This window comes from Pseudomonas sp. zjy_15, from assembly GCF_043101865.1.
In the GTDB taxonomy this organism is placed as follows: Bacteria; Pseudomonadota; Gammaproteobacteria; order Pseudomonadales; family Pseudomonadaceae; genus Aquipseudomonas; species Aquipseudomonas putida_Y.
In genome coordinates this window covers 51665-72019 of sequence record NZ_JBICII010000003.1, presented here as the reverse complement: position 1 = coordinate 72019, position 20355 = coordinate 51665, and the positions used below count along the sequence as shown (strand labels likewise).

The 20355-nt window shown below is 63.2% G+C and carries 23 protein-coding genes and 1 riboswitch; of the genes, 5 read left to right on the top strand and 18 right to left on the bottom strand.

Translation table 11 applies throughout. The features are described 5' to 3' along the window. Window positions 1-55: 55 nt before the first annotated feature. A complete protein-coding gene (locus tag ACF8EF_RS00400; protein ID WP_176685472.1) occupies window positions 56-475 on the bottom strand; it encodes a tetratricopeptide repeat protein in 420 nt (139 codons plus the stop codon). 950 nt (window positions 476-1425) lie between these two features. Between ACF8EF_RS00400 and ACF8EF_RS00395 the strand changes: the two genes are divergently transcribed. The 3 genes from ACF8EF_RS00395 to ACF8EF_RS00385 all read left to right on the top strand — a co-directional run bounded on the left by ACF8EF_RS00395 (window position 1426) and on the right by ACF8EF_RS00385 (window position 3795). Further along, a complete protein-coding gene (locus ACF8EF_RS00395) occupies window positions 1426-1650 on the top strand; it encodes a hypothetical protein (RefSeq protein ID WP_176685473.1) in 225 nt (74 codons plus the stop codon). A 249-nt stretch (window positions 1651-1899) separates the two neighbouring features. Next, window positions 1900-2382 (top strand): hypothetical protein, encoded by a 483-nt coding sequence (locus tag ACF8EF_RS00390; RefSeq protein ID WP_176685474.1) that lies wholly within the window; start codon window positions 1900-1902, stop codon window positions 2380-2382. Window positions 2383-2529: 147 nt separating this feature from the next. Beyond that, on the top strand, window positions 2530-3795 hold the full coding sequence (locus tag ACF8EF_RS00385; RefSeq protein WP_176685475.1) for an OmpP1/FadL family transporter: 1266 nt from the start codon (window positions 2530-2532) through the stop codon (window positions 3793-3795). 43 nt (window positions 3796-3838) lie between these two features. On the opposite strand, the gene ACF8EF_RS00380 is transcribed toward ACF8EF_RS00385, so the two are convergent. Beyond that, window positions 3839-4768 (bottom strand): LysR family transcriptional regulator, encoded by a 930-nt coding sequence (locus ACF8EF_RS00380; protein WP_176685476.1) that lies wholly within the window; start codon window positions 4766-4768, stop codon window positions 3839-3841. 114 nt (window positions 4769-4882) lie between these two features. Between ACF8EF_RS00380 and ACF8EF_RS00375 the strand changes: the two genes are divergently transcribed. Continuing rightward, window positions 4883-5143, top strand: a complete 261-nt coding sequence (locus ACF8EF_RS00375; RefSeq protein WP_392460834.1) for a DUF2798 domain-containing protein — start codon at window positions 4883-4885, stop codon at window positions 5141-5143. Window positions 5144-5287: 144 nt separating this feature from the next. Here the strand turns inward: ACF8EF_RS00375 and ACF8EF_RS00370 are convergent, their stop codons facing one another. The 15 genes from ACF8EF_RS00370 to cobO form a co-directional block, all read right to left on the bottom strand. Further along, window positions 5288-5839, bottom strand: a complete 552-nt coding sequence (locus ACF8EF_RS00370) for a glutathione peroxidase (protein ID WP_014592086.1) — start codon at window positions 5837-5839, stop codon at window positions 5288-5290. A gap of 46 nt (window positions 5840-5885) precedes the next feature. After that, window positions 5886-6008 (bottom strand): hypothetical protein, encoded by a 123-nt coding sequence (locus tag ACF8EF_RS00365; RefSeq protein ID WP_256122397.1) that lies wholly within the window; start codon window positions 6006-6008, stop codon window positions 5886-5888. Beyond that, the gene (locus ACF8EF_RS00360) at window positions 6005-7207 is read right to left on the bottom strand and encodes an MFS transporter (protein WP_218115526.1); all 1203 of its coding nucleotides are present in this window, start codon (window positions 7205-7207) and stop codon (window positions 6005-6007) included. The genes ACF8EF_RS00365 and ACF8EF_RS00360 overlap by 4 nt, the downstream gene beginning before the upstream one ends. A gap of 63 nt (window positions 7208-7270) precedes the next feature. Next, entirely contained in the window at window positions 7271-7675 is a 405-nt protein-coding gene (locus ACF8EF_RS00355) for a MarR family winged helix-turn-helix transcriptional regulator (protein ID WP_084850372.1), read from the bottom strand. Window positions 7676-7736: 61 nt separating this feature from the next. After that, the gene (locus ACF8EF_RS00350) at window positions 7737-8852 is read right to left on the bottom strand and encodes a glycoside hydrolase family 5 protein (protein ID WP_392460841.1); all 1116 of its coding nucleotides are present in this window, start codon (window positions 8850-8852) and stop codon (window positions 7737-7739) included. Window positions 8853-9071: 219 nt separating this feature from the next. Then, window positions 9072-9794, bottom strand: a complete 723-nt coding sequence (locus ACF8EF_RS00345; RefSeq protein WP_392460833.1) for an adenosylcobinamide-GDP ribazoletransferase — start codon at window positions 9792-9794, stop codon at window positions 9072-9074. A 1-nt stretch (window position 9795) separates the two neighbouring features. After that, the gene (locus ACF8EF_RS00340; protein WP_392460832.1) at window positions 9796-10362 is read right to left on the bottom strand and encodes a histidine phosphatase family protein; all 567 of its coding nucleotides are present in this window, start codon (window positions 10360-10362) and stop codon (window positions 9796-9798) included. Further along, window positions 10359-11414 (bottom strand): nicotinate-nucleotide--dimethylbenzimidazole phosphoribosyltransferase, encoded by a 1056-nt coding sequence (gene cobT, locus ACF8EF_RS00335; protein WP_176685480.1) that lies wholly within the window; start codon window positions 11412-11414, stop codon window positions 10359-10361. The genes ACF8EF_RS00340 and cobT overlap by 4 nt, the downstream gene beginning before the upstream one ends. After that, entirely contained in the window at window positions 11411-11932 is a 522-nt protein-coding gene (gene cobU / locus ACF8EF_RS00330) for a bifunctional adenosylcobinamide kinase/adenosylcobinamide-phosphate guanylyltransferase (RefSeq protein WP_176685481.1), read from the bottom strand. Before cobU ends, cobT begins: the two co-directional genes overlap by 4 nt. 1 nt (window position 11933) lies before the next feature. Continuing rightward, window positions 11934-13388, bottom strand: coding sequence for a cobyric acid synthase (locus ACF8EF_RS00325; protein WP_392460831.1), 1455 nt, complete (start codon window positions 13386-13388; stop codon window positions 11934-11936). Continuing rightward, window positions 13385-14377 (bottom strand): threonine-phosphate decarboxylase CobD, encoded by a 993-nt coding sequence (gene cobD / locus ACF8EF_RS00320; RefSeq protein WP_392460830.1) that lies wholly within the window; start codon window positions 14375-14377, stop codon window positions 13385-13387. Before cobD ends, ACF8EF_RS00325 begins: the two co-directional genes overlap by 4 nt. Beyond that, the gene (gene cbiB, locus ACF8EF_RS00315) at window positions 14370-15278 is read right to left on the bottom strand and encodes an adenosylcobinamide-phosphate synthase CbiB (protein WP_176685484.1); all 909 of its coding nucleotides are present in this window, start codon (window positions 15276-15278) and stop codon (window positions 14370-14372) included. The genes cobD and cbiB overlap by 8 nt, the downstream gene beginning before the upstream one ends. Continuing rightward, entirely contained in the window at window positions 15275-15925 is a 651-nt protein-coding gene (gene bluB / locus ACF8EF_RS00310; RefSeq protein ID WP_176685485.1) for a 5,6-dimethylbenzimidazole synthase, read from the bottom strand. The genes cbiB and bluB overlap by 4 nt, the downstream gene beginning before the upstream one ends. After that, on the bottom strand, window positions 15922-17217 hold the full coding sequence (locus tag ACF8EF_RS00305) for a cobyrinate a,c-diamide synthase (RefSeq protein ID WP_392460829.1): 1296 nt from the start codon (window positions 17215-17217) through the stop codon (window positions 15922-15924). The genes bluB and ACF8EF_RS00305 overlap by 4 nt, the downstream gene beginning before the upstream one ends. Continuing rightward, on the bottom strand, window positions 17214-17825 hold the full coding sequence (gene cobO / locus ACF8EF_RS00300; RefSeq protein WP_014754250.1) for a cob(I)yrinic acid a,c-diamide adenosyltransferase: 612 nt from the start codon (window positions 17823-17825) through the stop codon (window positions 17214-17216). Before cobO ends, ACF8EF_RS00305 begins: the two co-directional genes overlap by 4 nt. Before the next feature lie 119 nt (window positions 17826-17944). Beyond that, window positions 17945-18166: riboswitch (cobalamin riboswitch) on the bottom strand. 269 nt (window positions 18167-18435) lie between these two features. On the opposite strand from cobO, the gene ACF8EF_RS00295 reads away from it, so the two are divergent. After that, a complete protein-coding gene (locus tag ACF8EF_RS00295) occupies window positions 18436-19743 on the top strand; it encodes a PQQ-dependent sugar dehydrogenase (RefSeq protein WP_392460828.1) in 1308 nt (435 codons plus the stop codon). 55 nt (window positions 19744-19798) lie between these two features. On the opposite strand, the gene ACF8EF_RS00290 is transcribed toward ACF8EF_RS00295, so the two are convergent. Next, complete coding sequence (locus tag ACF8EF_RS00290) at window positions 19799-20332, bottom strand: C40 family peptidase (RefSeq protein WP_176685488.1); 534 nt, start codon at window positions 20330-20332, stop codon at window positions 19799-19801. Window positions 20333-20355 lie beyond the last annotated feature (23 nt).

Here is a 20355-nt window from a genome sequence, read left to right as displayed (position 1 = left end):
GTGATGGACACACATCGGGGATTGCTCGCAAAAGGGCCCGCACAGGCAACGAAGCTCAGGCAGGAAACCACTGTCGCAGCAACCGCCGCGCTTCCTGCGAGCCCTGCCCTGCGGCAAGCTCAAGCCAATAGCGCGCCTGCTCCGGCTCGTTTTGCCGACACAGCCGAGCGTACTCCAACTGCGCCCGACGATCCCCTGCGCGGGCTGCCTGACGCAGCAGCTCATGGCCAATACGCCGGTCGCGGGCATTGCCACAGTCGCGGCACAGCATCTGCCCCAGGCGGCTCTGCGCCACAACCACACCTTGGCGCGCCGGCTGCTTCAACAGGCGCCCGGCCAGGTGCTTGACCTGAGGTTTATCGCCCAGGCGCGGGCTATCGAGCAACCACAGGGCCACTTTCAGGGAAAAGCGTTTGGCGGGAGGTGCAAGTGTCGATGCAACGGGGCTGGCGAGGTGTTTACCGCGAAACTTCATGAGCAACAGGTTTTGGTAACTCGAAAAGCGCGCCACTCTACTCTTTTTTTTTCACCCTGGCCTGTCGATTTCTGGAGTATTGAAAAAAAATTCAATGATCTTTTCTTGACGTTTCCAGGAGGATGACCAACCGGTCTTTTGGAGCATGGGGATTGTCGGACAGTTCATCCCGTTGCTGGCACGCCCGTGCTAGAGCAAGCGCTCGGGACAATCCACAGTTCCTGTGGATAACTCGGTGGACAACCCCCTATCACACCCCTCAAACCCCCGTGAATTGGGGGCTTTGGTCAAACTGACGATTTTTTCACCAGCTAAAAATAGTGTTTTTTTTCATTGACTTAACCACGCAGTCAAGGCATTGGCGAGGCTGCCGGGTGGTGTTATCAAGCCGTTACAAGCGCTGCCCCGAATGTGAACAAGTGCACCATAAACCTTCATTTCCGTGCACGAAAAGGACACATCGGCCCGCATAAAGGCCATTTACCCCCTCTTCACAGCAGCGAGAATTCGCGCCATACTGCGCGGCTCACTTGAACACACATACTGCTTGCCAAACACCTGCACTTCCGGTAAGGTGCCCCTCGTTAGTACCAAGCTGAAAGTCAATTTTGGCCGCAAGCGTCCTTGCAGACTTGTTCCCCCCAAGAGCAGTTCTGCTGAAACAAGGACCGGCCCATTCAATGATTCACTCGCCAGCACTGCGCTGCGCAAGCATGAATCACATGACAGATTGATCAGGATCCCACCTCGACGGCCTAGAACCTTGGCCTCGGCGTGCTGCCTGCCTTCCGAAGTACCTACCAGTCAGCCCAAGCGCCTACATTTGATTGCGCCCCCTCTGGCTGCCCTGTTCCAGTCAGGTTCGTTCGTCCCTTAATAAAGGCGTCACTGGAACGTTTCTATCATGCACGGATCTTATCCCCGTGTTTAAAGCAGGAACCTCCAACAATATGCAAACTCATCATCAGATTCAGGCTGCCATTGGCACCCTCTCCCAGGCCTTCTCGCCGTTGAAGTGCCTTATCGTTGCCCCACGCAAGGGCAGCTTCAGCTTTACCTTGGTAGACGAACACGGCGTTGCCTGCCACACCGAACGCCTGTACCACGAACAGTACAGCCGCAGCGAACCGCTGCAGGCGGTGATCGCCAGGACTCGTCAGTCGCTTACCGCGTGACCGGCGAATGCCGGGGTATTCAAGCGCTGAATCATCCAATCGCAAGACTGCCTGAACGCTCCTGGCGTAATTGCCTTAGGGCATATGGCCCGGAGCATCAGGCAGTAATCGATTTAAAAACAGCTCTTTACACCACGATTATCACACTACACTTCAACTCGAGCGGTGCTTTCCGCTCCCGGCGGGCCTGATCATTCACCAGCTGCCAAGCTCCAGCGCCCGTCCGGCCCTTACCTGCTCGAGGGCATCATGGGTATTGCGGCGAATGAATTGTGTCAGTATGTGATCCGACCCACCCTGGTCTACCTGAACCGTCACTGCGCCAGCGCCGAAGCCTTGTTACTGGGCATCGCCGCCAGTCAGTCAGCCCTCGGCTCAGCCCTGCATGACCGGCGCGGGCACGGCCTTTACCGTATCGGCGAGCAACGTCACCAGGCGCTCTGGGACGAATACCTGGCCCGTGATCCCGACCTAGCCAGCCTGATTCGCGGCCTGGCCAGCCAGCACGCCTTCCTTGGTGGCCCGCACCTGGAGCTCACCGTCAACCTGCGCTATTCCACTGCCATTGCCTGGATGCTCATCGAAGAGCAGGCCACACCATTGCCTGCGGCGGACGATCTACTGGCACTGGCGCGGATCTGGCGACAGATTTTCAACCCCCAGGGTCGCCTGCGCGACTTCACCCACGCCTGGCATGCCTGCATAGATCAGAAATTGCCACAGGCATCTTGAGACGCGTCCTACAACTATACCGGAAAAAAGGGAATTTTGGTCGGATTGTCCTACAAAACCACTCTAACTCCTGCGATTGAGCCTATAGCGCGGCGCGTGATTTGTTGGTAGCTTTTCGCCCCGGAGATCCCAAGGAGTTTTCTAATAATGAAAAAAGTAATGCTCAAAACCTCCCTCGGCTTAGCCGTTGCGCTTGCTTCCAGCCAACTGCTCGCCAGCGGCTTCGCGCTCAACGAACAGAGCATCAGCAGCATGGGGACAGGTTTCGCGGGACGTTCTTCTTCTGCCGAAGATGCCAGTACCGTATTCGGCAACCCGGCCGGCATGTCCCGCCTCAAGCGCGAACAGTTCACCGTGGGCGGCGCTGCCGTCATCGCCAAGACCGACATATCGGGCCCAGGCAGCAACCTCGGGGGGGAAACCGATGGTGACATGGTGCCTGTCGTTGGCGTACCCATGGGTTACTACGTCAAGCCGATCGATGACCACTGGAGCGTCGGTTTCGGTGTCTACGTACCGTTCGGCCTGGTAACCGACTACGGCAGCGATGATGCCGCGCGCTACTGGGGCAAGAAGAGCCACGTACAGGTTGTCACCTTCCAGCCGACTGTCAGCTATGCCTTCAACGACAAGGTCTCGATCGGTTTTGGCCCGACCATCAACCGCATCGAAGGGGAACTGGGCTCGAGCCTGATCAACCCGTTCACCCCGGGCCGTAACGACGGCGAAGTGAAGATCAAGGGCGACGATACCGCCGTTGGCTACAACATCGGTATTCTGGTCCAGGCCACCGACCGCACCCGTGTCGGTCTTACCTATCACTCGATGGTCGACTACAAGCTCGAGGGCAAGACCCGTGTCAGCACCCCGCTGATCGGGCCATTCAATGGCAACAAGTTTGACGCCAGCCTGAAGATCAAGACGCCTGAATCCGTCGACCTTTCGGTTACCCATGAACTGGACGACCAATGGACCCTGTACGCAGGCAGCACCTGGACGCGCTGGAGCCGCCTGGAAGACATCACCGTGCAGAACGATGTGCCGGCGCCACTGGCAGGTTCGGCGTTCCAGACCATCACCGAAGAGCAGAACTGGCATGACACCTGGGCTCACGCCATTGGTGCATCCTACAAGGTCAACAAGGAGTGGGTACTGCGTACCGGCTTCACCGTCGACCAGTCGCCAACCAACAACCACGATCGTTCGCCGCGCATCCCGACTGGCGACCGCAAGGTGTTCAGCCTGGGTGCCGGCTGGAGCCCGAACGACGACATGACCATTGACGTCGCCTACTCCTACCTGTGGGAGGAGGACACCAAGGTCAATCAGGTCAGCGCGACCAAAGGCAGCTACCAGGCCAAGTACGAGAACAGCGCTCACGGTATCGGTGCATCCCTCACCTACCGCTTCTGATTCTTGCGCGTCACATGAAAACCGCCTTCGTGGCGGTTTTTTTTCATGCCTGCAGTTGCCAGCTGTCGCCCAGGCACTCGCGCAGATAGTCCATGAAAACGCGCACCTTGGTGGTCATGGCAAAGCGATCGGCCAGGCACAGGTAGATGTCCATGGGCTCGGTCTGGGCGTAAGCCTGGCTGCTGTCGCAGTATTCGAACAGCGGCACCAAGGCGCCCGAGGCCAGGTGTGGCCGCACAATGAACTCGGCCAGGCGGGTGATGCCACCATCGTGCAGGGCCATCTGGGTCAGGGCATCGATATCGTCGCTGATCAATACACTGCCGAATTCCGCTTCGAAACGCAGGCCGTCCCGTATGAAGCCCCAGCGCAGGAAGCGGCCATCCACCGGGTAGCGAAACACAAGGCAACGGTGCCCGCGCAAGGCCTCGGGCGTGCCAGGTACGCCAGCACTTTGCAGGTAGCCAGGTGAGGCACAACAAATGAACGGAATGCGGGCGACGCGCCGGGCCAGCAACTGGTCTTCGAGCTGCGGCGCAATGCGCAGGCTCACGTCAACGTCTTCACGGGCATGGTTGACCCGACGATCAGTCGTTACCAACTCTATCGAAAGCAAGGGGTAGCGGGCACTGAAAGCAGGTATCAACGGTGCCAGCACATGGCGCCCGAAGGCAGAGGTCGAGGCAATGCACAACCGCCCCTGAGGCTCGCTGTCGGGTGTTGTCACTGCCTGTTCGGCCAGGACCAGATCACGCTCGATGTGCTTTACACGCTCGTAATACTGAGCACCAGAGGGCGTCAGGGCCATGCTGCGTGTGGTTCGGCTGAGCAGACGCACTTGCAGGTGGCCTTCCAGCCGCGCCAGATTCTGGCTGACGGCTGCCGGGCTAAGGCCGATGTTACGGGCGCCAGCGGCAATGCTACCGGCCTCGACCACCTTGATGAAGCAGCGGATGGCGTTGAGCAGGTCCATGGTGAGCTCTTGGATTCGTAATGATTTCTTTATAAAGAACTCAATGCTGCGGGTCTACAGCTGCAGGCGTGCACGTTGCTAATCTGCGCTTCCACTCAGCTTTCAGGAGTTCGCATGAGCAACCTTTCCCGGTCGCGCGGTCGACGCAAATTACACCCGGTCGCTACCCCCTACGTTTTCGCGTTCTTCATGTCGTCGATCATGGCGCTGTTGATGTGCTTTGTGATCACGGCTGCCAATGCCGGGATTACCCCGGAGTATCTGGGCAATGTGCTCAAGGCCTATCAGCTGGCGATGCCGGTGGCATTTGTGTGTGTGCTGGTGGTCCGGCCGGTGGTGATGCGGCTGGTGGCGATTACCGTGCATGCATGGTGAAGTGGCCTGCAGCCAGCCACTTCCTGTTTTTGATCTTGATCTTCACGACTTCAGGAGGCCTGCGCTCGGCCTCCTGAAGTCGCAATCTGCATCGCCTGAACTGCCTCGCACTTAGAAGCGGAAGTCGCAGCAAGATCAGCCTGGTTACTGCTGTGAGGCGATGGCCTTTTCGATAGCGGCGCGGAATGCGGGATCATCCGGTTTGGTCAGGCTGGAGAAGTTACCGATCACCTTGCCCTTGCGATCGACAACATACTTGTAGAAATTCCACTTCGGCGCACTGCTCTGGCTGGCCAGCTCCGCGAACAGCGGTATCGCATCCTTGCCCCGCACCGCCTGCGTCTTGGTCATGGTGAAGGTGACGCCGTAGTTGGCATAGCAAACCTTGGCAGTCTTCTCACTGTCGGCGTCTTCCTGCTTGAAGTCATTGGACGGCACGCCGAGCATTTCCAGCCCTTGCTCGTGATATTCCTTATACGTCGCCTCAAGCCCCTCGAACTGCGGGGCAAAACCGCAATAACTGGCAGTGTTCACCACCACGAGCGGCTTGCCGGCAAAGCGTTCGCACAGCTCGACCTGCCCCTTGCCGCGCAATTCCGGCAGGCTGCCCTGCAACAACGCCGGGCAATCCGCTGCCCAGCTCGATGTACTGGCAAGCAGGGCCAGCACTGGCACCGTCAACCAATGTGCACGCATGACTCGTTTCTCCCGCATGACAACCCTTGAGCTTGCAGGGTAGCGCCTAACACACACTCATGCCCAGTTGCATCAGCGCCATCCCTCCCTGATGCCAGCCCCACCACACCAGTGCCAACAGCAACAGCGCGGCAACCGCCAACAGCCCGCGGAGCAGGTAGCGGTTCATGCTGCCTGGGCCTGAAGGCGTGCAACCGGGCGTTCGCGCACCGGCCAGTTAAGGGCAGCAGCCAGCAAGCTGAGCAGGATGGATATCTGCCAAACCAGGTCGTAGCTACCGGTGCGGTCATACACCACCCCACCCAGCCACCCCCCCAGGAACGCGCCCAACTGATGGAACAGGAACACGATACCGCCCAGCATGGACAGGTTACGCACCCCGAACACGGTGGCCACGGTACCATTGGTCAACGGTACCGTGGACAACCACAGCAGGCCCATGGCAATACCGAACAGATAAGCACTGAACTCGCTCACCGGCGCCCACAGGAACAGCACGATCACCACCGCGCGCAGCAGGTACAAACCGGTCAGCAGGCGCGGCTTGGACATGCGCCCGCCCAACCAGCCAGCGGTGAAGGTTCCGACGATGTTGAACAGGCCGACCAGCGCCAGCACTGTCGTACCGGTGGTCGCAGCCAGGTGCTGGTCAACCAGGTAGGCCGGCAGGTGCACGCCAATGAACACGACCTGGAAGCCACAGACAAAAAAGCCCAGCGCCAGCAACCAGAAGCCGGAGTGCGTGCACGCCTCGCGCAGCGCCTGGCCCAGGGTCTGCTCGGCACCGTGACTGGGTAACGGGCGATCGCGCAGCAGGCCGACGAAAGGCACGATGAACGCCACCATCAGCCCCAGCACCAGCAACGCTGCCGACCAGCCCAGCCACTGAATCAGACCAAGGGTGCCCGGCAACATGGCGAACTGGCCGAATGACCCGGCGGCGCTGGCGATCCCCATGGCCATACTGCGTTTTTCGGCCGGCACAGCACGCCCGACCACACCGAGGATGACCGAGAACGACGTGCCGGACAGGCCAATGCCGATCAGCAACCCCGCACTCAGCGATAACGACCAGGCCGAATCAGCCATGCCCATCAGGATCAAGCCGACGGCATAGAGAATACCGCCGATGATGACCACCCGCGCCGCGCCAAGCCGGTCGGCCAAGGCGCCAGCGAACGGCTGCGCCAGCCCCCAGATCAGGTTCTGCAGGGCAATGGCGAAGGCAAACACCTCACGCCCCCAGCCAAAATCAGCACTCATCGGCGCCAGGAACAGGCCGAAGCCGTGTCGTACGCCCAAAGACAGCGCCAGTATCAAGGCCGCCCCCACCAATACCCATCCGCTGGTTCGCCACACCGAAGTCATTTTCGTTATCTCCCGCTCATCGCAAGGTTTTGCGGGTATATACCCGCTTATAGTCGTATCGATTCAGGCCAGTTGTTTCAGCAGTCGCACCAGCTCATCCCGCTGCCCCACCCCGAGCCGTTCAACCAGCTCTTTCTGCGCCTGCTCCCAAGCTGGGTGGGCAACGTGCAACAGTTGCTTACCCGCTGCGGTCAACAGCACCACGCGGTTACGCTGGTCGTCGCCATCGCCCAGTGCTACCAGCCCATCCGCCTCCAGCACACGCAGATTACGGCCCAGGGTACTGCGCTCGAGTCCCATGGCTTCAGCCAGGACTGTGATGCTGGGTCGGTCGAGCCGTTGCAGGTGACGCAGCAGGGAAAACTGGGCGACATTGACCCCGAAGCCGGCAAGGGCTTCGTCGTAATGCCGGCTCACCCCGCGGGCGGCACGACGCAGGTGAGTACAGATGCATTCACTGGTCAGCATGGATACGTGTATATACCCGCATACTGACTGTTGCAAGAAGTTTCACAAGGGGTGAGAAGCGTCAGTCCGGGTTCAAGCGCCTGCGGATCGGCTCGAACTCAACCGTGGCCTTGCGCGCCAGGGGGTCTGGCGCGCCCTGCTCGACCGCCTGCCAGTAGCGCCACGGCACCTTCGCCGCGCCCAGTTCGTAGTCCATGCCATCCCAGTTGTCTTCACGGAAGCTATAGAACGCCCAGTGCAACCGGTTGCGATCCAGCACGACGAGTACATCTTCAAGATACTGCCGACAACCCGGCAACCTGCGCATGCAGCCAAACTCTCCCACCACCAGGCGAGAACGCGGCAGCCCCATGGCTTCGGCCCATGCCAGCGGCTGGCGCAGGTAGCGTTCGACGCGTTGCCCATCCCACAGCTGGGTCTGCCCGGCAAAAGGTACGGGGCCTGGATAGGCGATGGGATGCTTGCGCGCCATGTTCGGCGCACTGGTAGCGGCATAGGGCTCATACATGTGCACGCTGTACAGCACTCGCGCGTCTTCCAGCGGCGCCGGCCAGTAGCCGAACGCGTCTGCGCCAGCATACCAGCCAGCATCGACCATGATCGGCGTGTCAGCGTCTTCTTCGCGAATGGCCGCTATCAGTTGCCGGTACAGCAAGGGCAGATCGCGCGCACCGCCCTGCGCTTGCGCATACCACTGCTGCATCTGCCCGAGTTCGGCATGTTCATCCAGGCCACCCTGTTTCTCCGGTGCTGGCTCATTGATCAGGTTGTAGGCCGCGATGGCCGGATGACTTTTCAGTTCGCGCGCCATATCTCGCCAGAACGCCGCAGCCTGGGACCAGTAGCGTTTGTCTTGCCACAGGCGATCATCGAACTGGCCCTGGTTGTTTTGCGACCAGCGCATACCCGGTAGCGAGAGTGGCGCGATGACCACCTTGAGCCCCGCCTGGTGCGCCCGGTCGAGGGTGGCACGCAGCACCGCCAGGTCGGCTTCGGGCAGGCCGTCATAGGTATCGGCGCTGCCGAGGAGGAAATCACGTTTCACCGGTTGCCATTTGTCGTACGACAGCCGCACCCAGGTAGCGCCGTACCCCCTCAGGGCATCGAAGTAGGCCTGATCGGGTGGCAGCCGGTTGAAACTGTTGCCGCCGTGGCGTGGGGTGTCCCAGAACGCCATGAGATCTGCAGCAGTGGCTGGGAGGGTGGACAGGACCAATAGACTGGCAAAGATCCAGTGACGCACGGGAAGCCTACCTGATTGCTGGGGGGAGGCTGAGGATACGCCGACAAGCAAGAGGCAGGCGCTACCGGACCGTTTCTGGAAGTTACTGGCCCCCTCCCCCCCTATGGCCTGCTGCGAAAGCACTGCAAAGCGGCCCCGAAAGGGCCGTCCAGCTCAAAGCCCCAGCGCCAAACCGAGTACGACGGCCAGCTCCAGCAGCTCCAGCAACGCACCGGCGGTATCACCGGTGGTCCCGCCCAGGCGCCGGCACATCAGATGCCGCAACCAGGCAAACACCGCCAGCGCCAGCAGCACGCTCCATCCGCCCAGGAAGAGGCAGAACAGCCCACAAACCAGCAACACCCACCCCGCCGCGCACCGGGGCATATGTTCGGCCAACGCCTGGCCCAACCCGCCAGGTCGCACATAAGGTGTACAAAGGAACAGACCCAACATAGCCGCCCGCCCGATTAACGGCGCCAGCAGCAATTGCGCCCCGACGCCCTGCCCGACCAGCACCCACAATGCGCAAAACTTCAGCAGCAACACCAAGACCAGGGTGACCACGGCTATCGGCCCACTGCGCGGGTCTTTCATGATCAGCAAGGTGCGTTCACGGTCGCCGAAACCACCTAGCCAGGCGTCGGCACTGTCCGCCAGGCCATCCAGGTGCAAGGCACCACTGAGCAGTACCCACAACGTCAGCAGCAAAGCCGCGTGCAGCGGCGGCGGCGTGCCCTGAAGCAGATGGCTGGCCAACCACAGCAGCAAGCCGAACAGCAGCCCGACCAGCGGGTAGTACAGCAGCGAACGCCCCACCTCACGCGGTGCCGGCATGCCCGGCAGGCTAACCGGCAGGCTGCTGAGAAACTGCAAGGCGATCCAGAACGGCAACATCTCAGGGTGCCTCGACCAGTTGCCCATCGCCACCCGGCACCAGCCGCATCAACGCGCCATGGCCAACCTCGACCTGCAGCAACTGCTCCCTGGGCAAGCCACGGGCACGGGCCAGTAACAGCCGCATCACGCCACCATGGGTCACCAGCAGCACGCGCTTGCCGGCATGCTGAAGGCGCAAACGCTCGACAGCCGCCAGCACCCGTTCGGCAAACGCCTCGACCGGCTCGCCATTGGGCGGTGTGAAGGCGTAAGGGTCGGCCCAGAAACGGCCCAGTGCATCGGCCTGGTGCTCCATGATCTGCGCGGCACTTTGGCCCTCCCAATCACCGAAGTGCAGTTCCTGCAGGGCGGGCTCACGCTGCACTGGCAGGTTCAACTGCGCACCCAGCTCATCGGCGAAACGCCCACAGCGCTGCAGCGGCGAGCTGACCAGCACCTGCCATGGACCGGCGTCGGCCACGGCGCGGCGCATCTGCACCCAGCCCTTGTCGGTCAAGGCATCATCAAGGCTGCCACGCAGGCCGCCCTGTTCCGTTTCACCATGGCGCAGCAAGTCGAGGATCATGCCGGGCGGTCCGCCACCGCGGCCTCGGCAAAGGTCGCCATCTGCCCATGCAGCGCACAGGCCAGGCGCAACAGCGGCACCGCCAGGGCAGCGCCACTGCCCTCACCCAGACGCAAGCCCAAGGCCAGCAAGGGTTCGGCCTGCAGCGCAGCAAGCAAGGTCTTGTGGCCGGGCTCAGCGCCCTGGTGAGCGAACAACAACCAGGCCCGACACTGCGGGTTGAGGCGCACTGCCACGAGCGCAGCGACACTGCAGATAAAGCCATCCACCAGCACCGCGACACCCGCCTGCGCGCAACCGAGGTAGGCACCGGCCAACGCCGCGATCTCGAAACCGCCAACACAAGCCAGTGCCTGCAACGGGTCTTCAGCGCGCAAGCCATGCAGTCGCAGCGCCCTCTCGATGACTTCGGCCTTGTGCTGCACCCCGGCGTTGTCCAGGCCGGTGCCTGGGCCGCTCAGCGCCGACGCCGGGCACCCTAGCAGAACACTGGCCAAAGCGGCGGCGGCGGTGGTGTTACCAATGCCCATCTCACCACCGATGAACAGCTGTGCGCCCTGTTCGGCAGCGCGCTGGGCACTGTCGCGGCCGGCCTGCAAAGCCGCTTGCAGCTGGTTTGCGGTCATCGCGGGTTGGCGGGCAAAGTTGGCAGTACCGGTGCCCAGGCGCAGATGGCGCACGCCGGGCAGCTCCAGCTGCGCGTCAATGGTGCCCAGGTCGACCACGTCCAGGCTGGCCTGCAGCTGCCGCGCCAGCACACTGATCGCCGCGCCCCCGCCGACGAAGTTACATAGCATCTGCCCGGTCACCGCCTGCGGATAGGCCGAGATGCCCTCTTCGACCACGCCGTGGTCACCGGCAAAAATGCTGATGGCTACCTTATCCAGCGTTGGCCGTTCAAGCCCCTGAAGGCCAGCCAACTGAATGGCCAGCTCTTCAAGTTGGCCAAGCGAGCCAGCAGGTTTGGTCAGTTGCTGCTGACGGGCGCGGGCCTGGTCCATGGCGGCGTTGTCGAGGGGTTGGCAGGCGTCACGCCACCAGGCTTGGGTCATAGTGCAGGTCCTTTGAGGATTAAGGGCAGGCCGGCCACGGTCAACACGACACGCTGACAGCGTTCGGCCACGGCCTGGTGCAGCCAGCCGGCCAGGTCGACATAGCGCCGGGTCAGCTCGCCCATGGGTACGACGCCCAGGCCGGTTTCGTTACTGACCAGGATAAGGGTGCCAGGTAACTGCTCCAGGCACGCCAGCAGGGCATCACGCTCCTCGGCCAGGCGCTGGTCGTCGTCCAGCATCAACAAATTGGTCAGCCACAGGGTCAGGCAATCCACCAGCAGGCAGCGCCCTTCGGCCGCCTCGGCGCGCAGTACCGCAGCCAGGGCCAAGGGCTCTTCGATCAACCCCCAGTCATCCGGCCGACGCTGGCGATGCAGCAACACTCGTTCGTTCATTTCACCATCCAGCGGCTGGCTGGTGGCGATGTAGGTCACCGGCAAGCCGCTGGCACTGGCCAACTGTTCAGCCAGGCGGCTTTTGCCAGACCGGGCACCACCGAGGATCAGGTTACGCATATCAGGCCACCCCACACAGCTGACGCAATTGTGCGGTGTCCAGGTGCTTTTCCACCAGATCGGCCAGGCGCTCAATGTCGTGTTCGCGCAACGCTTCGTAGTCGATAACCTGCACATCCTCCAGCCCAGCCCAGCGCAACAGTGCAGCACACGACTGGCTGTCTTCGAACAGGCCATGCAGGTAGGTGGCGAGGATCTGGCCATCGGCACTGACAGCACCATCATGGCGGCCATCAGCCAGTTGGACCGCGGGTTGCGCCAGCGCAGGCCCCGTCGTAACGCCAGCATGAATTTCATAACCGGTTACCGTTGCCGCTTCAAGGCTCAGCGTCCCGGCAACATTGCGCAGTTGCTTCTCGGCTTCGAGCACCGTTGCATAGTCGAGCAGGCCAAGCCCCTGGCTTGAACCTGCGGCCCCCTCCAGCCCCAGCGGATCATGCACTTCGCGCCCCAGCATCTGCAGGCCACCGCAGATACCGATCAGCCTGCCGCCATAACGCAGGTGCCGCTCGATAGCCTTGTCCCAACCGCGCTCGCGCAGTTGTGCCAGGTCGCCGCGTACGCTCTTGGAGCCCGGCAAGATGATGAGGTCGGCCGCCGGAATCGGCTGACCCGGGCCGATGAACTGCAAGTCCACCTGCGGGTGCAGGCGCAGCGGGTCGAAGTCGGTGTGGTTACTGATACGCGGCAGCACTGGCACGATCACCTTGAGCACACGCGCGTGCTTGACGCCCTGGCGCACATCGATGCCGTCTTCGGCTTCCAGGTGCAGGTCAGTAAGGTAAGGCAGGACGCCCAGCACCGGTTTGCCGGTGCGTTGTTCCAGCCAGTCCAACCCTGGCTGCAGCAGGGCAATATCACCACGGAAGCGGTTGATGACAAAGCCTTTGATCCGTGCCTGCTCACTGGTCGACAGCAATTCCAGCGTGCCCACCAGATGGGCGAACACTCCACCGCGGTTGATGTCGGCCACCAGGATCACCGGGCAGTCCACCGCTTCGGCAAAGCCCATGTTGGCGATATCGCCGGCACGCAGGTTGATCTCAGCCGGCGAGCCCGCGCCCTCGACCATGACCACCGGGTACGCGGCACTCAGGCGCTGGTGAGAAGCCAGCACAGCCTGCATGGCCGTGGTCTTGTAGTCGTGGTAGGCCACTGCATTCATGCTGGTGACCGCGCGACCGTGGATGATGACCTGGGCGCCGGTGTCGCTGTTGGGCTTGAGCAGCACCGGGTTCATGTCGGTGTGCGGCTGTAGCCGGCAGGCCTGGGCCTGCACCGCCTGGGCACGGCCGATTTCACCGCCATCAGCCGTCACCGCGCTGTTCAGCGCCATGTTCTGTGGCTTGAATGGCACCACAGCGACACCCTGGCGCAACAGCCAGCGGCACAACGCGGTCACCAGTGTGCTCTTGCCTGCGTCGGAGGTGGTGCCTTGCACCATGAGGGTCGTCATGCCGTTTCCTTTTGATAAGCCGCCAAGGCGTGGGCCAGGCGCTGTTCGTCCGCGGCGCAGGCAGGCAACCCCAGGCGCACGGCCGCTGGCTGTTCGAACAACCGTACAAGGATGCCGCGCCGGGCGAGAAATTCATGCAGTCGCGCAGCGTGCTCGCTACGCACGTACTGGAACAGGTCGCAGCCGCCGCTGGGCGCCAGGCCGGCCCTGCGCAACATGTGCGCAAGCCGCTGGCTGGCAGCAGCACAGCGTTCGGCCTGCGCACGCTGGGCAGCTTGATCAGCCAGACTGGCCTGGGCCAGTACCCGGGTCGGGCCATTGACCGTCCAGGGTCCGAGCAGCTCGGCCAGGCGCAGCAGCAAGCTGCGTTCGGCGGCAACGAAGCCCAGGCGCACGCCGGCCAGGCCGAAGAACTTGCCAAACGAGCGCAGCACGATCAGTCCCGGGCGTTCGGCGCAGTCCACCACGCTGTCCGCCGGGGTGTTATCCATGAATGCTTCGTCGACCAGCAGCCAGCCACCGCGGGCAGCCAGGCGAGCATGCCAAGCCAGCAGACGTTCGCGCGATACCCGGTGGCCGGTCGGGTTGTTGGGGTTCACCAGCACCAGCACGTCGAGGCCGTCGAGCGCAGCCTCAACTTGCGCTTCATCCAGCGCCAGCAGTTGGTGCCCCGCCCGTTGCCAGGCATAGGGATGTTCGGCATAGCACGGCGTCAGCACGCCTACCCGGGCGGCTGTACGCAGCAGCGGCAAGGCCTGGATCGCGGCCTGGGAGCCGGCGACCGGCAGCAACTGGCGGGCGCCGTAATACGCGCGCGCGGCGTCCTCCAGGCCGTCCTCGGTTTCCGGCAGACGGGCCCAGGCGTCGACGGGAATCGGCGGGATCGGGAATGGCCAGGGCGCAATGCCGCTGGACAGGTCGAGCCACTGCTCACGGGGGATACCGTATTGCTGCACCGCGCGAAGCAGGCGGCCACCGTGTTCAAGCATTGATATAGGCCCCCAGGCAAATCACCAGCAGCCACAGCCACACGCCGCGCTGCACCAGTTGCCAGCCGCGCTCGATGGCATCGGCATCAGCCACTGGCCCCTCGCCCAGGCGCGGCCGCTCATGCAGTTCGCCGTGGTACACCGCCGGGCCACCCAGCGCCACGCCCAGCGCACCGGCGCCAGCAGCCATCACCGGCCCGGCGTTGGGGCTGTCCCACAGCGGCCCCTGCTTGCGCCAGCAGGCCAGGGCCAGACGAGTTTTGCCCAACAGGGCATACGTCAGGGCCACCAGCCTTGCAGGTATATAGTTGAGCACATCGTCGATGCGCGCCGCGCACCAGCCAAAGCGCTCGAAACGTTCGTTACGGTAACCCCACATGGCATCCAGCGTGTTGCTAAGGCGGTACAGCACCACGCCGGGCGCACCGGCCACCACAAACCAGAACAACGCGGCGAACACTGCATCGCTGCCGTTCTCCAGCACCGACTCGGTGGCCGCTCGGGCCACCGCTGGTTCGTCCAGTTCGCGCGTTTCGCGGCTGACCAGGTAGCCAACCCGGCGCCGCGCCTCCGCCAGATCGCCCTGGCGCAAAGCGTTGGCCACCGGCAGCACATGCTCGCCCAGGCTGCGCAGCCCCACGGCGCAGTAAAGCGCCAGCACGTCAACCAGCCAGCCGATATACGGCAGCCACGAAAGGATCAGTGCCACCAGGGTCAGCGGCACCACCGCCAGGAACCACGCACTCACGCCGTGGCTGCGCCAGCCACGCCCGCCAGCATTCAGACGGCGCTCAAGGTTGCCGGCCATGTTGCCGAAGGCCACCAAGGGGTGGCGGCGCTGTGGTTCGCCCAGCAAGGCGTCCAGGGCCACCCCGGCCACGGTCAGCAAGGCCACGCTCATTGACGCTCTCCCCATTGGTTTTCGTAAAGCATTTCACTCAGGGGCCGCTCTTCGGCCCAGCTTTCCTGCACCAACATCGGCACCGGATAGAACTCGGCGACCGGCCCAAGGCACAGAACCGCCACCGGCTTGGCACCGCCGGGCATGCCCAGCAACGTGGCCAACGCCTGCGGGTCGAACAGCGACACCCAGCCCATGCCCAGCCCTTCGCCACGCGCGGCCAGCCACAGGTTCTGGATGGCACAGGCCAGCGAGGCCAGGTCCATCTCCGGCAGGGTGCGGCGGCCGAAGATGTGTGATTCGCGGTTGTCCATCAAGGCCGCCACCAGCAGCTCGGCACAATCGTTTATGCCCTCCACTTTCAGCTTCATGAAGGCATCGGATCGCTCGCCCAATGCCTCGGCCGTGCGTATCCGCTCCGCCTCCACCAAGGCCTGGATGCGCCCGCGCAGGTCACGCCGGGTGATACGGATAAATCGCCACGGCTGCATAAGCCCCACACTGGGCGCCTGATGCGCGGCGGCCAGCAGGCGGCCAAGCAGCTCGGGCGCTACCTGGCCACCGGCGAAATGGCGCATGTCGCGGCGCTCGCCGATGGCCCGGTAGATTGCGGCGCGCTCGGCGTCGCTATAGGCGTGATCATTCATGGTCGCAACAGCGCCGCCGCCGCATCCGGGCAGGAAGGGAAATAGAAGTGCACGTAGGAGGCCGTGAGCCGGCCCAGACGATAAACCGCCTCGTTGCCTCGCCCACCGTTGGGGCTCAGACCGCGGGCAATCGGTTCCAGCGCAGTACTGGTCAGCGAATGGTGATAGGTGTGACCGCGCAAGGTCCCTTCCGGCAGCTCCACCGCCTGCAGCGCCAGGGCGGCCAGGCGCTTCTGCATGGTCGCCTCGCCCGGCAGCAGGCCGAGCAGTTCGGCACGTTCACCGGCCACGTCAGTCAAGGCATCGAGCAGGTACAGCATGCCGCCGCACTCGGCCAGCAATGGCTTGCCCTGCGCGTGGTGGGCGCGGATCGCTTCGCACATCGGTGCGTTGGCGGCCAGCGCATGGTGATGCAGCTCTGGATAACCACCCGGCAGATACAGGCTGTCTACTGCCGGCAGTTCGCGGTCGTGCAGCGGCGAGAAGAACACCAGCCTGGCACCAAGGTTGCGCAGCAGGTCGAGGTTAGCGCCATACGTGAAGGCGAACGCTTCGTCCCGCGCCACGCCAATGCGCACACCGGCCAGCGAGGCAACGCAGGCTTGCGGTTCGGGTTCGGCAAAGCTTACTGGCGGCGGCAACGCCGCATCGCAACTGGCGCCCAGCGCTTCGGCAGCAGCGTCCAGCCGGGTGTCCAGGTCATTCAGCTCGCTGGCCTGCACCAGGCCCAGGTGGCGGCTAGGCAGCTCGATGCCGCGCTCGCGGGACAAGCCGCCATACCAGCGCAAGCCTTCGGTCAGGCTGCCTTCCAGCAGTTGCGCATGGCGCAGGCTACCGACCCGATTGGCCAGCACGCCGGCGAACGGCAGGTCGGCCTGGTACCGCGCCAAGCCCAGGGCCAGGGCGCCGAAGGTCTGGGCCATGGCTGTGCCGTCGATCACCGCCAGCACCGGCACGCCAAAGTGGCGCGCCAGGTCGGCGCTCGAAGGGGTGCCGTCGAACAGCCCCATCACCCCTTCGATGAGGATCAGGTCAGCTTCGCCGGCTGCTTCCCACAGCAGACGACGGCTTTCCTCCGCACCGATCATCCACAGATCCAGCTGATACACCGGCGCGCCACTGGCCCGTTCGAGAATCATCGGGTCAAGAAAGTCGGGCCCGCACTTGAACACCCGCACCTTGCGCCCGAGGTTGCGGTGCAGGCGGGCCAGGGCAGCAGTGACGGTTGTCTTGCCCTGGCCAGAGGCCGGTGCCGCGATCAACACGGCGGGGCAGTGGCGCGATCGACTCACAGTTCGACGCCTTTCTGCGCGCGGATACCAGCCTGGAAGGCATGCTTGAGCATACCCATTTCGGTCACGGTATCAGCCAGTTCGATCATCTCGGGCTTCGCAGCGCGGCCAGTGACAATCACATGCTGCATGGGCGGGCGGGCCTGAATGTCGGACAGTACCTGGTCCAGGTCGAGGTAACCATGCTTGAGCGCGATGTTGAGCTCGTCCAGCACCACGAACTGCACACCTGGGTCCTGCAGCAACTGGCGCGACACCGCCCAGGCGGCTTGCGCGGCAGCGATGTCACGCTGGCGGTCCTGTGTTTCCCAGGTAAAGCCCTCGCCCATCACGTGGTAGCGCACCTGTTCGGGGAAGCGACGGAAGAACAGCTCCTCGCCGGTGCTGTTGCGCCCTTTGATGAACTGCACCACACCGCATTGCATGCCGTGGCCCAAGGCGCGCGCGAGCATGCCGAAGGCCGAACTGCTCTTGCCCTTGCCGTTGCCGGTCAGCACCAGCAGCAGGCCACATTCGTTAGGGGAATTGGCGATGCGTTCGTCGATGACCGCCTTCTTGCGCTGCATGCGCGCCAGGTGGCGTTCGTCGCGTTCGGTGGATTCGCTCATCAGGGTTCTCCGCTGGCTGGCACCACGGCAATGCGCGGCGACAGGTAATAGGCAGGCAAACGGAGAGCGCGCAGAGGCCATGGCAGGAAGCCACGGTGCACCGCGCATCACCCTCCGTGATGCCGTTGGCAGTATCAGGCCGGTCTCCGGGCTTGTGAGTGGGCCTCGGCCCTGGCCTGCGCGCCTTCCCGGATGCTGGCATCCAGTGGCCCTGCGCGGCCTTTTACTCATCCACCGTTGCGGGGGCAGCGCCGGAATCGCGCCATGCTGGCACCCACCGGCTTCCCAGTTTCACCCTGCCCAGTCGGGGCTGGCAGGGCACCTGAAACACGCCGCGAAGGTTAGAGGGTTGTACCGGGAGCGTCAATCGAAGCGGGTGACGCCGCCAAAGTATGCCTGGCCCGCTCTGAACGCCCGGCCCCTGCGCTGCGCCCGGCCTTCCGAAGTAGCAATCTGCGTTGCCTGAACTACCGTGCACTTAGATGCAAAAGTCGAGGCACGAGCAAGAACAAGCCTCTCAGAGGCTGCTGGATCGACGGGGGCGCCGAGGGGAACCCGACGACCCCAGCCCCCTCTCAGTTCAACAGGCCTTCTTTGGAGGACGCCGCCTATGAAATGCCTCATGCCTTGGTTAATCGCAGCCAGCCTGGCAGGCTGCGGCGAGACGGCGCTGCTGGACGTGCGCGAGGGCAGCGGACCAACGCCCAAGCTGCCTGCCCCTGTCACGACCTTGATCCCCACCGTAAATATCGCCCCCGCAGTCGGCTGGCCCAAGGGTATGAAACCGACCGCAGCACCTGGCACCCAAGTCGCAGCGTTCGCCAAAAGCCTCGATCACCCACGCTGGCTCTATTTGCTGCCCAACGGCGATGTGCTGGTGGCCGAGACCAACGCGCCGGCCAAACCCGAAGATGGCAAGGGCATTCGCGGCTGGGTCATGGGCAAGGCGATGAAACGTGCCGGCGCTACCGTACCCAGTGCCAACCGTATCACCCTGCTGCGCGATGCTGATCAGGATGGCGTGGCAGAAGTCCGCAGCGTTTTCATCAAAGGCCTCAACTCCCCCTTCGGCATGACACTGGTGGGCAAGAACTTGTACGTGGCGGAAACAGACAGGCTGCTGCGCTTTCACTATGAATCTGGCGCCCTACAGATTGACGATGAAGGCCACCCGGTGACCGAGCTACCCGGCGGCCCTCTGAACCACCACTGGACCAAGAACGTGATCGCAAGCCCTGATGGCAGGAAGCTCTACGTGACGGTTGGCTCGAACAGCAACGTGGGGGAAAACGGCATGGACAAGGAGCAAGGGCGTGCCGCGATCTGGGAGATAGACCCCGCCAGCGGCAAGCACCGGCTGTTCGCCACCGGCTTGCGCAACCCCAACGGACTGGCCTGGGAGCCGCACAGCGAAGTCTTGTGGACAGCGGTCAACGAGCGTGACGAACTCGGCAGCGACCTGGTGCCGGACTATATCACCTCGGTGAAAGACGGCGGCTTCTATGGCTGGCCCTACAGTTACTATGGGCAACACGTAGACCAACGAGTACACCCGCAGGCCCCGCAAAAGGTGGCCGAGGCACTGGTGCCGGACTATGCGGTCGGCCCGCATACTGCATCCCTAGGGCTGGCATTCATCGGACCCGGCGTGTTGCCGCCGCCTTTCGAACAAGGGGCATTGGTGGGCCAGCACGGGTCGTGGAACCGCAAACCACACAGTGGCTACAAAGTGCTGTTCGTGCCCTTCGACGGATCAGGCAAACCTGCGGGCCGCCCCATAGACCTGCTAACGGGCTTTCTCGATAGAGAAGGCAAGGCGATGGGTCGGCCGGTGGGCGTGATCCAGGACGGTCAAGGCGGGATACTGGTGGCCGACGATGTCGGCAATGTGATCTGGCGGGTGAGCAAAGCCCCCTGAATCTCGGCAGTCTGTATCGGTCCCGAGCTCAGCGGGGCCGATACAGGTATCGATATCAGGGATTCTGCGCCAGATGCCCTTGAGGAATCACCCGCTTGGCCTGCAGGTAGGCCTTGGCCCAGTAGCTGTTTGACAGGTAGTCCAGGCGCACGGTGCCACCGGTGGACGGTGCATGCACGAAGCGCCCGTCCCCTACATAGATGCCCGCATGGCTGACCTGCGAGCCACCATTGGTGGCGAAGAACACCAGGTCACCGGACTGCAGTGAACTGGCATCCACCGTCGGTGCGCGCATGACGATCATCTCTCGCGTCGAGCGCGGCAGACTGATGCCTGCAGCATCACGGTACACGTATTTGATCAGGCCGCTGCAGTCGAAGCCGGAGTCCGGCGTATTGCCACCCCAACGATAAGGCGTGCCAACCAGACCAATGGCACGAATCAGCACGTCATCGGCAACCGGCGAAGGATTGGGCTGGCTATAGGTAACCTGCGGCTGTACCACCGGGGCCGGCGCAGGCGCACGGCTGGAGCATGCAGCCAGCAAGGCTGCCAAGGAGAGAAATGCGAAGCGCGCCATTTTTACCATGGCCAGAACATCCTGTCTGAGAC

Bases quoted from the DNA above. Each gene is read 5' to 3' on its own strand.
- cobD (WP_392460830.1), bottom strand. From the start codon at position 14,377: ATGCTTGAACACGGTGGCCGCCTGCTTCGCGCGGTGCAGCAATACGGT.
- cobO (WP_014754250.1), bottom strand. From the start codon at position 17,825: ATGAGCGAATCCACCGAACGCGACGAACGCCACCTGGCGCGCATGCAG.
- ACF8EF_RS00365 (WP_256122397.1), bottom strand. From the start codon at position 6,008: ATGAACCGCTACCTGCTCCGCGGGCTGTTGGCGGTTGCCGCGCTGTTG.
- ACF8EF_RS00395 (WP_176685473.1), top strand. From the start codon at position 1,426: ATGCAAACTCATCATCAGATTCAGGCTGCCATTGGCACCCTCTCCCAG.
- ACF8EF_RS00325 (WP_392460831.1), bottom strand. From the start codon at position 13,388: ATGACGACCCTCATGGTGCAAGGCACCACCTCCGACGCAGGCAAGAGC.
- ACF8EF_RS00290 (WP_176685488.1), bottom strand. From the start codon at position 20,332: ATGGTAAAAATGGCGCGCTTCGCATTTCTCTCCTTGGCAGCCTTGCTG.
- bluB (WP_176685485.1), bottom strand. From the start codon at position 15,925: ATGAATGATCACGCCTATAGCGACGCCGAGCGCGCCGCAATCTACCGG.
- ACF8EF_RS00355 (WP_084850372.1), bottom strand. From the start codon at position 7,675: ATGCTGACCAGTGAATGCATCTGTACTCACCTGCGTCGTGCCGCCCGC.
- cobT (WP_176685480.1), bottom strand. From the start codon at position 11,414: ATGACCCAAGCCTGGTGGCGTGACGCCTGCCAACCCCTCGACAACGCC.
- cobU (WP_176685481.1), bottom strand. From the start codon at position 11,932: ATGCGTAACCTGATCCTCGGTGGTGCCCGGTCTGGCAAAAGCCGCCTG.
- ACF8EF_RS00390 (WP_176685474.1), top strand. From the start codon at position 1,900: ATGGGTATTGCGGCGAATGAATTGTGTCAGTATGTGATCCGACCCACC.
- ACF8EF_RS00400 (WP_176685472.1), bottom strand. From the start codon at position 475: ATGAAGTTTCGCGGTAAACACCTCGCCAGCCCCGTTGCATCGACACTT.
- ACF8EF_RS00380 (WP_176685476.1), bottom strand. From the start codon at position 4,768: ATGGACCTGCTCAACGCCATCCGCTGCTTCATCAAGGTGGTCGAGGCC.
- ACF8EF_RS00345 (WP_392460833.1), bottom strand. From the start codon at position 9,794: ATGTTGCCGTTCTGGATCGCCTTGCAGTTTCTCAGCAGCCTGCCGGTT.
- ACF8EF_RS00385 (WP_176685475.1), top strand. From the start codon at position 2,530: ATGAAAAAAGTAATGCTCAAAACCTCCCTCGGCTTAGCCGTTGCGCTT.
- ACF8EF_RS00370 (WP_014592086.1), bottom strand. From the start codon at position 5,839: ATGCGTGCACATTGGTTGACGGTGCCAGTGCTGGCCCTGCTTGCCAGT.
- ACF8EF_RS00375 (WP_392460834.1), top strand. From the start codon at position 4,883: ATGAGCAACCTTTCCCGGTCGCGCGGTCGACGCAAATTACACCCGGTC.
- ACF8EF_RS00295 (WP_392460828.1), top strand. From the start codon at position 18,436: ATGAAATGCCTCATGCCTTGGTTAATCGCAGCCAGCCTGGCAGGCTGC.
- ACF8EF_RS00360 (WP_218115526.1), bottom strand. From the start codon at position 7,207: ATGACTTCGGTGTGGCGAACCAGCGGATGGGTATTGGTGGGGGCGGCC.
- cbiB (WP_176685484.1), bottom strand. From the start codon at position 15,278: ATGAGCGTGGCCTTGCTGACCGTGGCCGGGGTGGCCCTGGACGCCTTG.
- ACF8EF_RS00340 (WP_392460832.1), bottom strand. From the start codon at position 10,362: ATGATCCTCGACTTGCTGCGCCATGGTGAAACGGAACAGGGCGGCCTG.
- ACF8EF_RS00350 (WP_392460841.1), bottom strand. From the start codon at position 8,852: ATGGCGTTCTGGGACACCCCACGCCACGGCGGCAACAGTTTCAACCGG.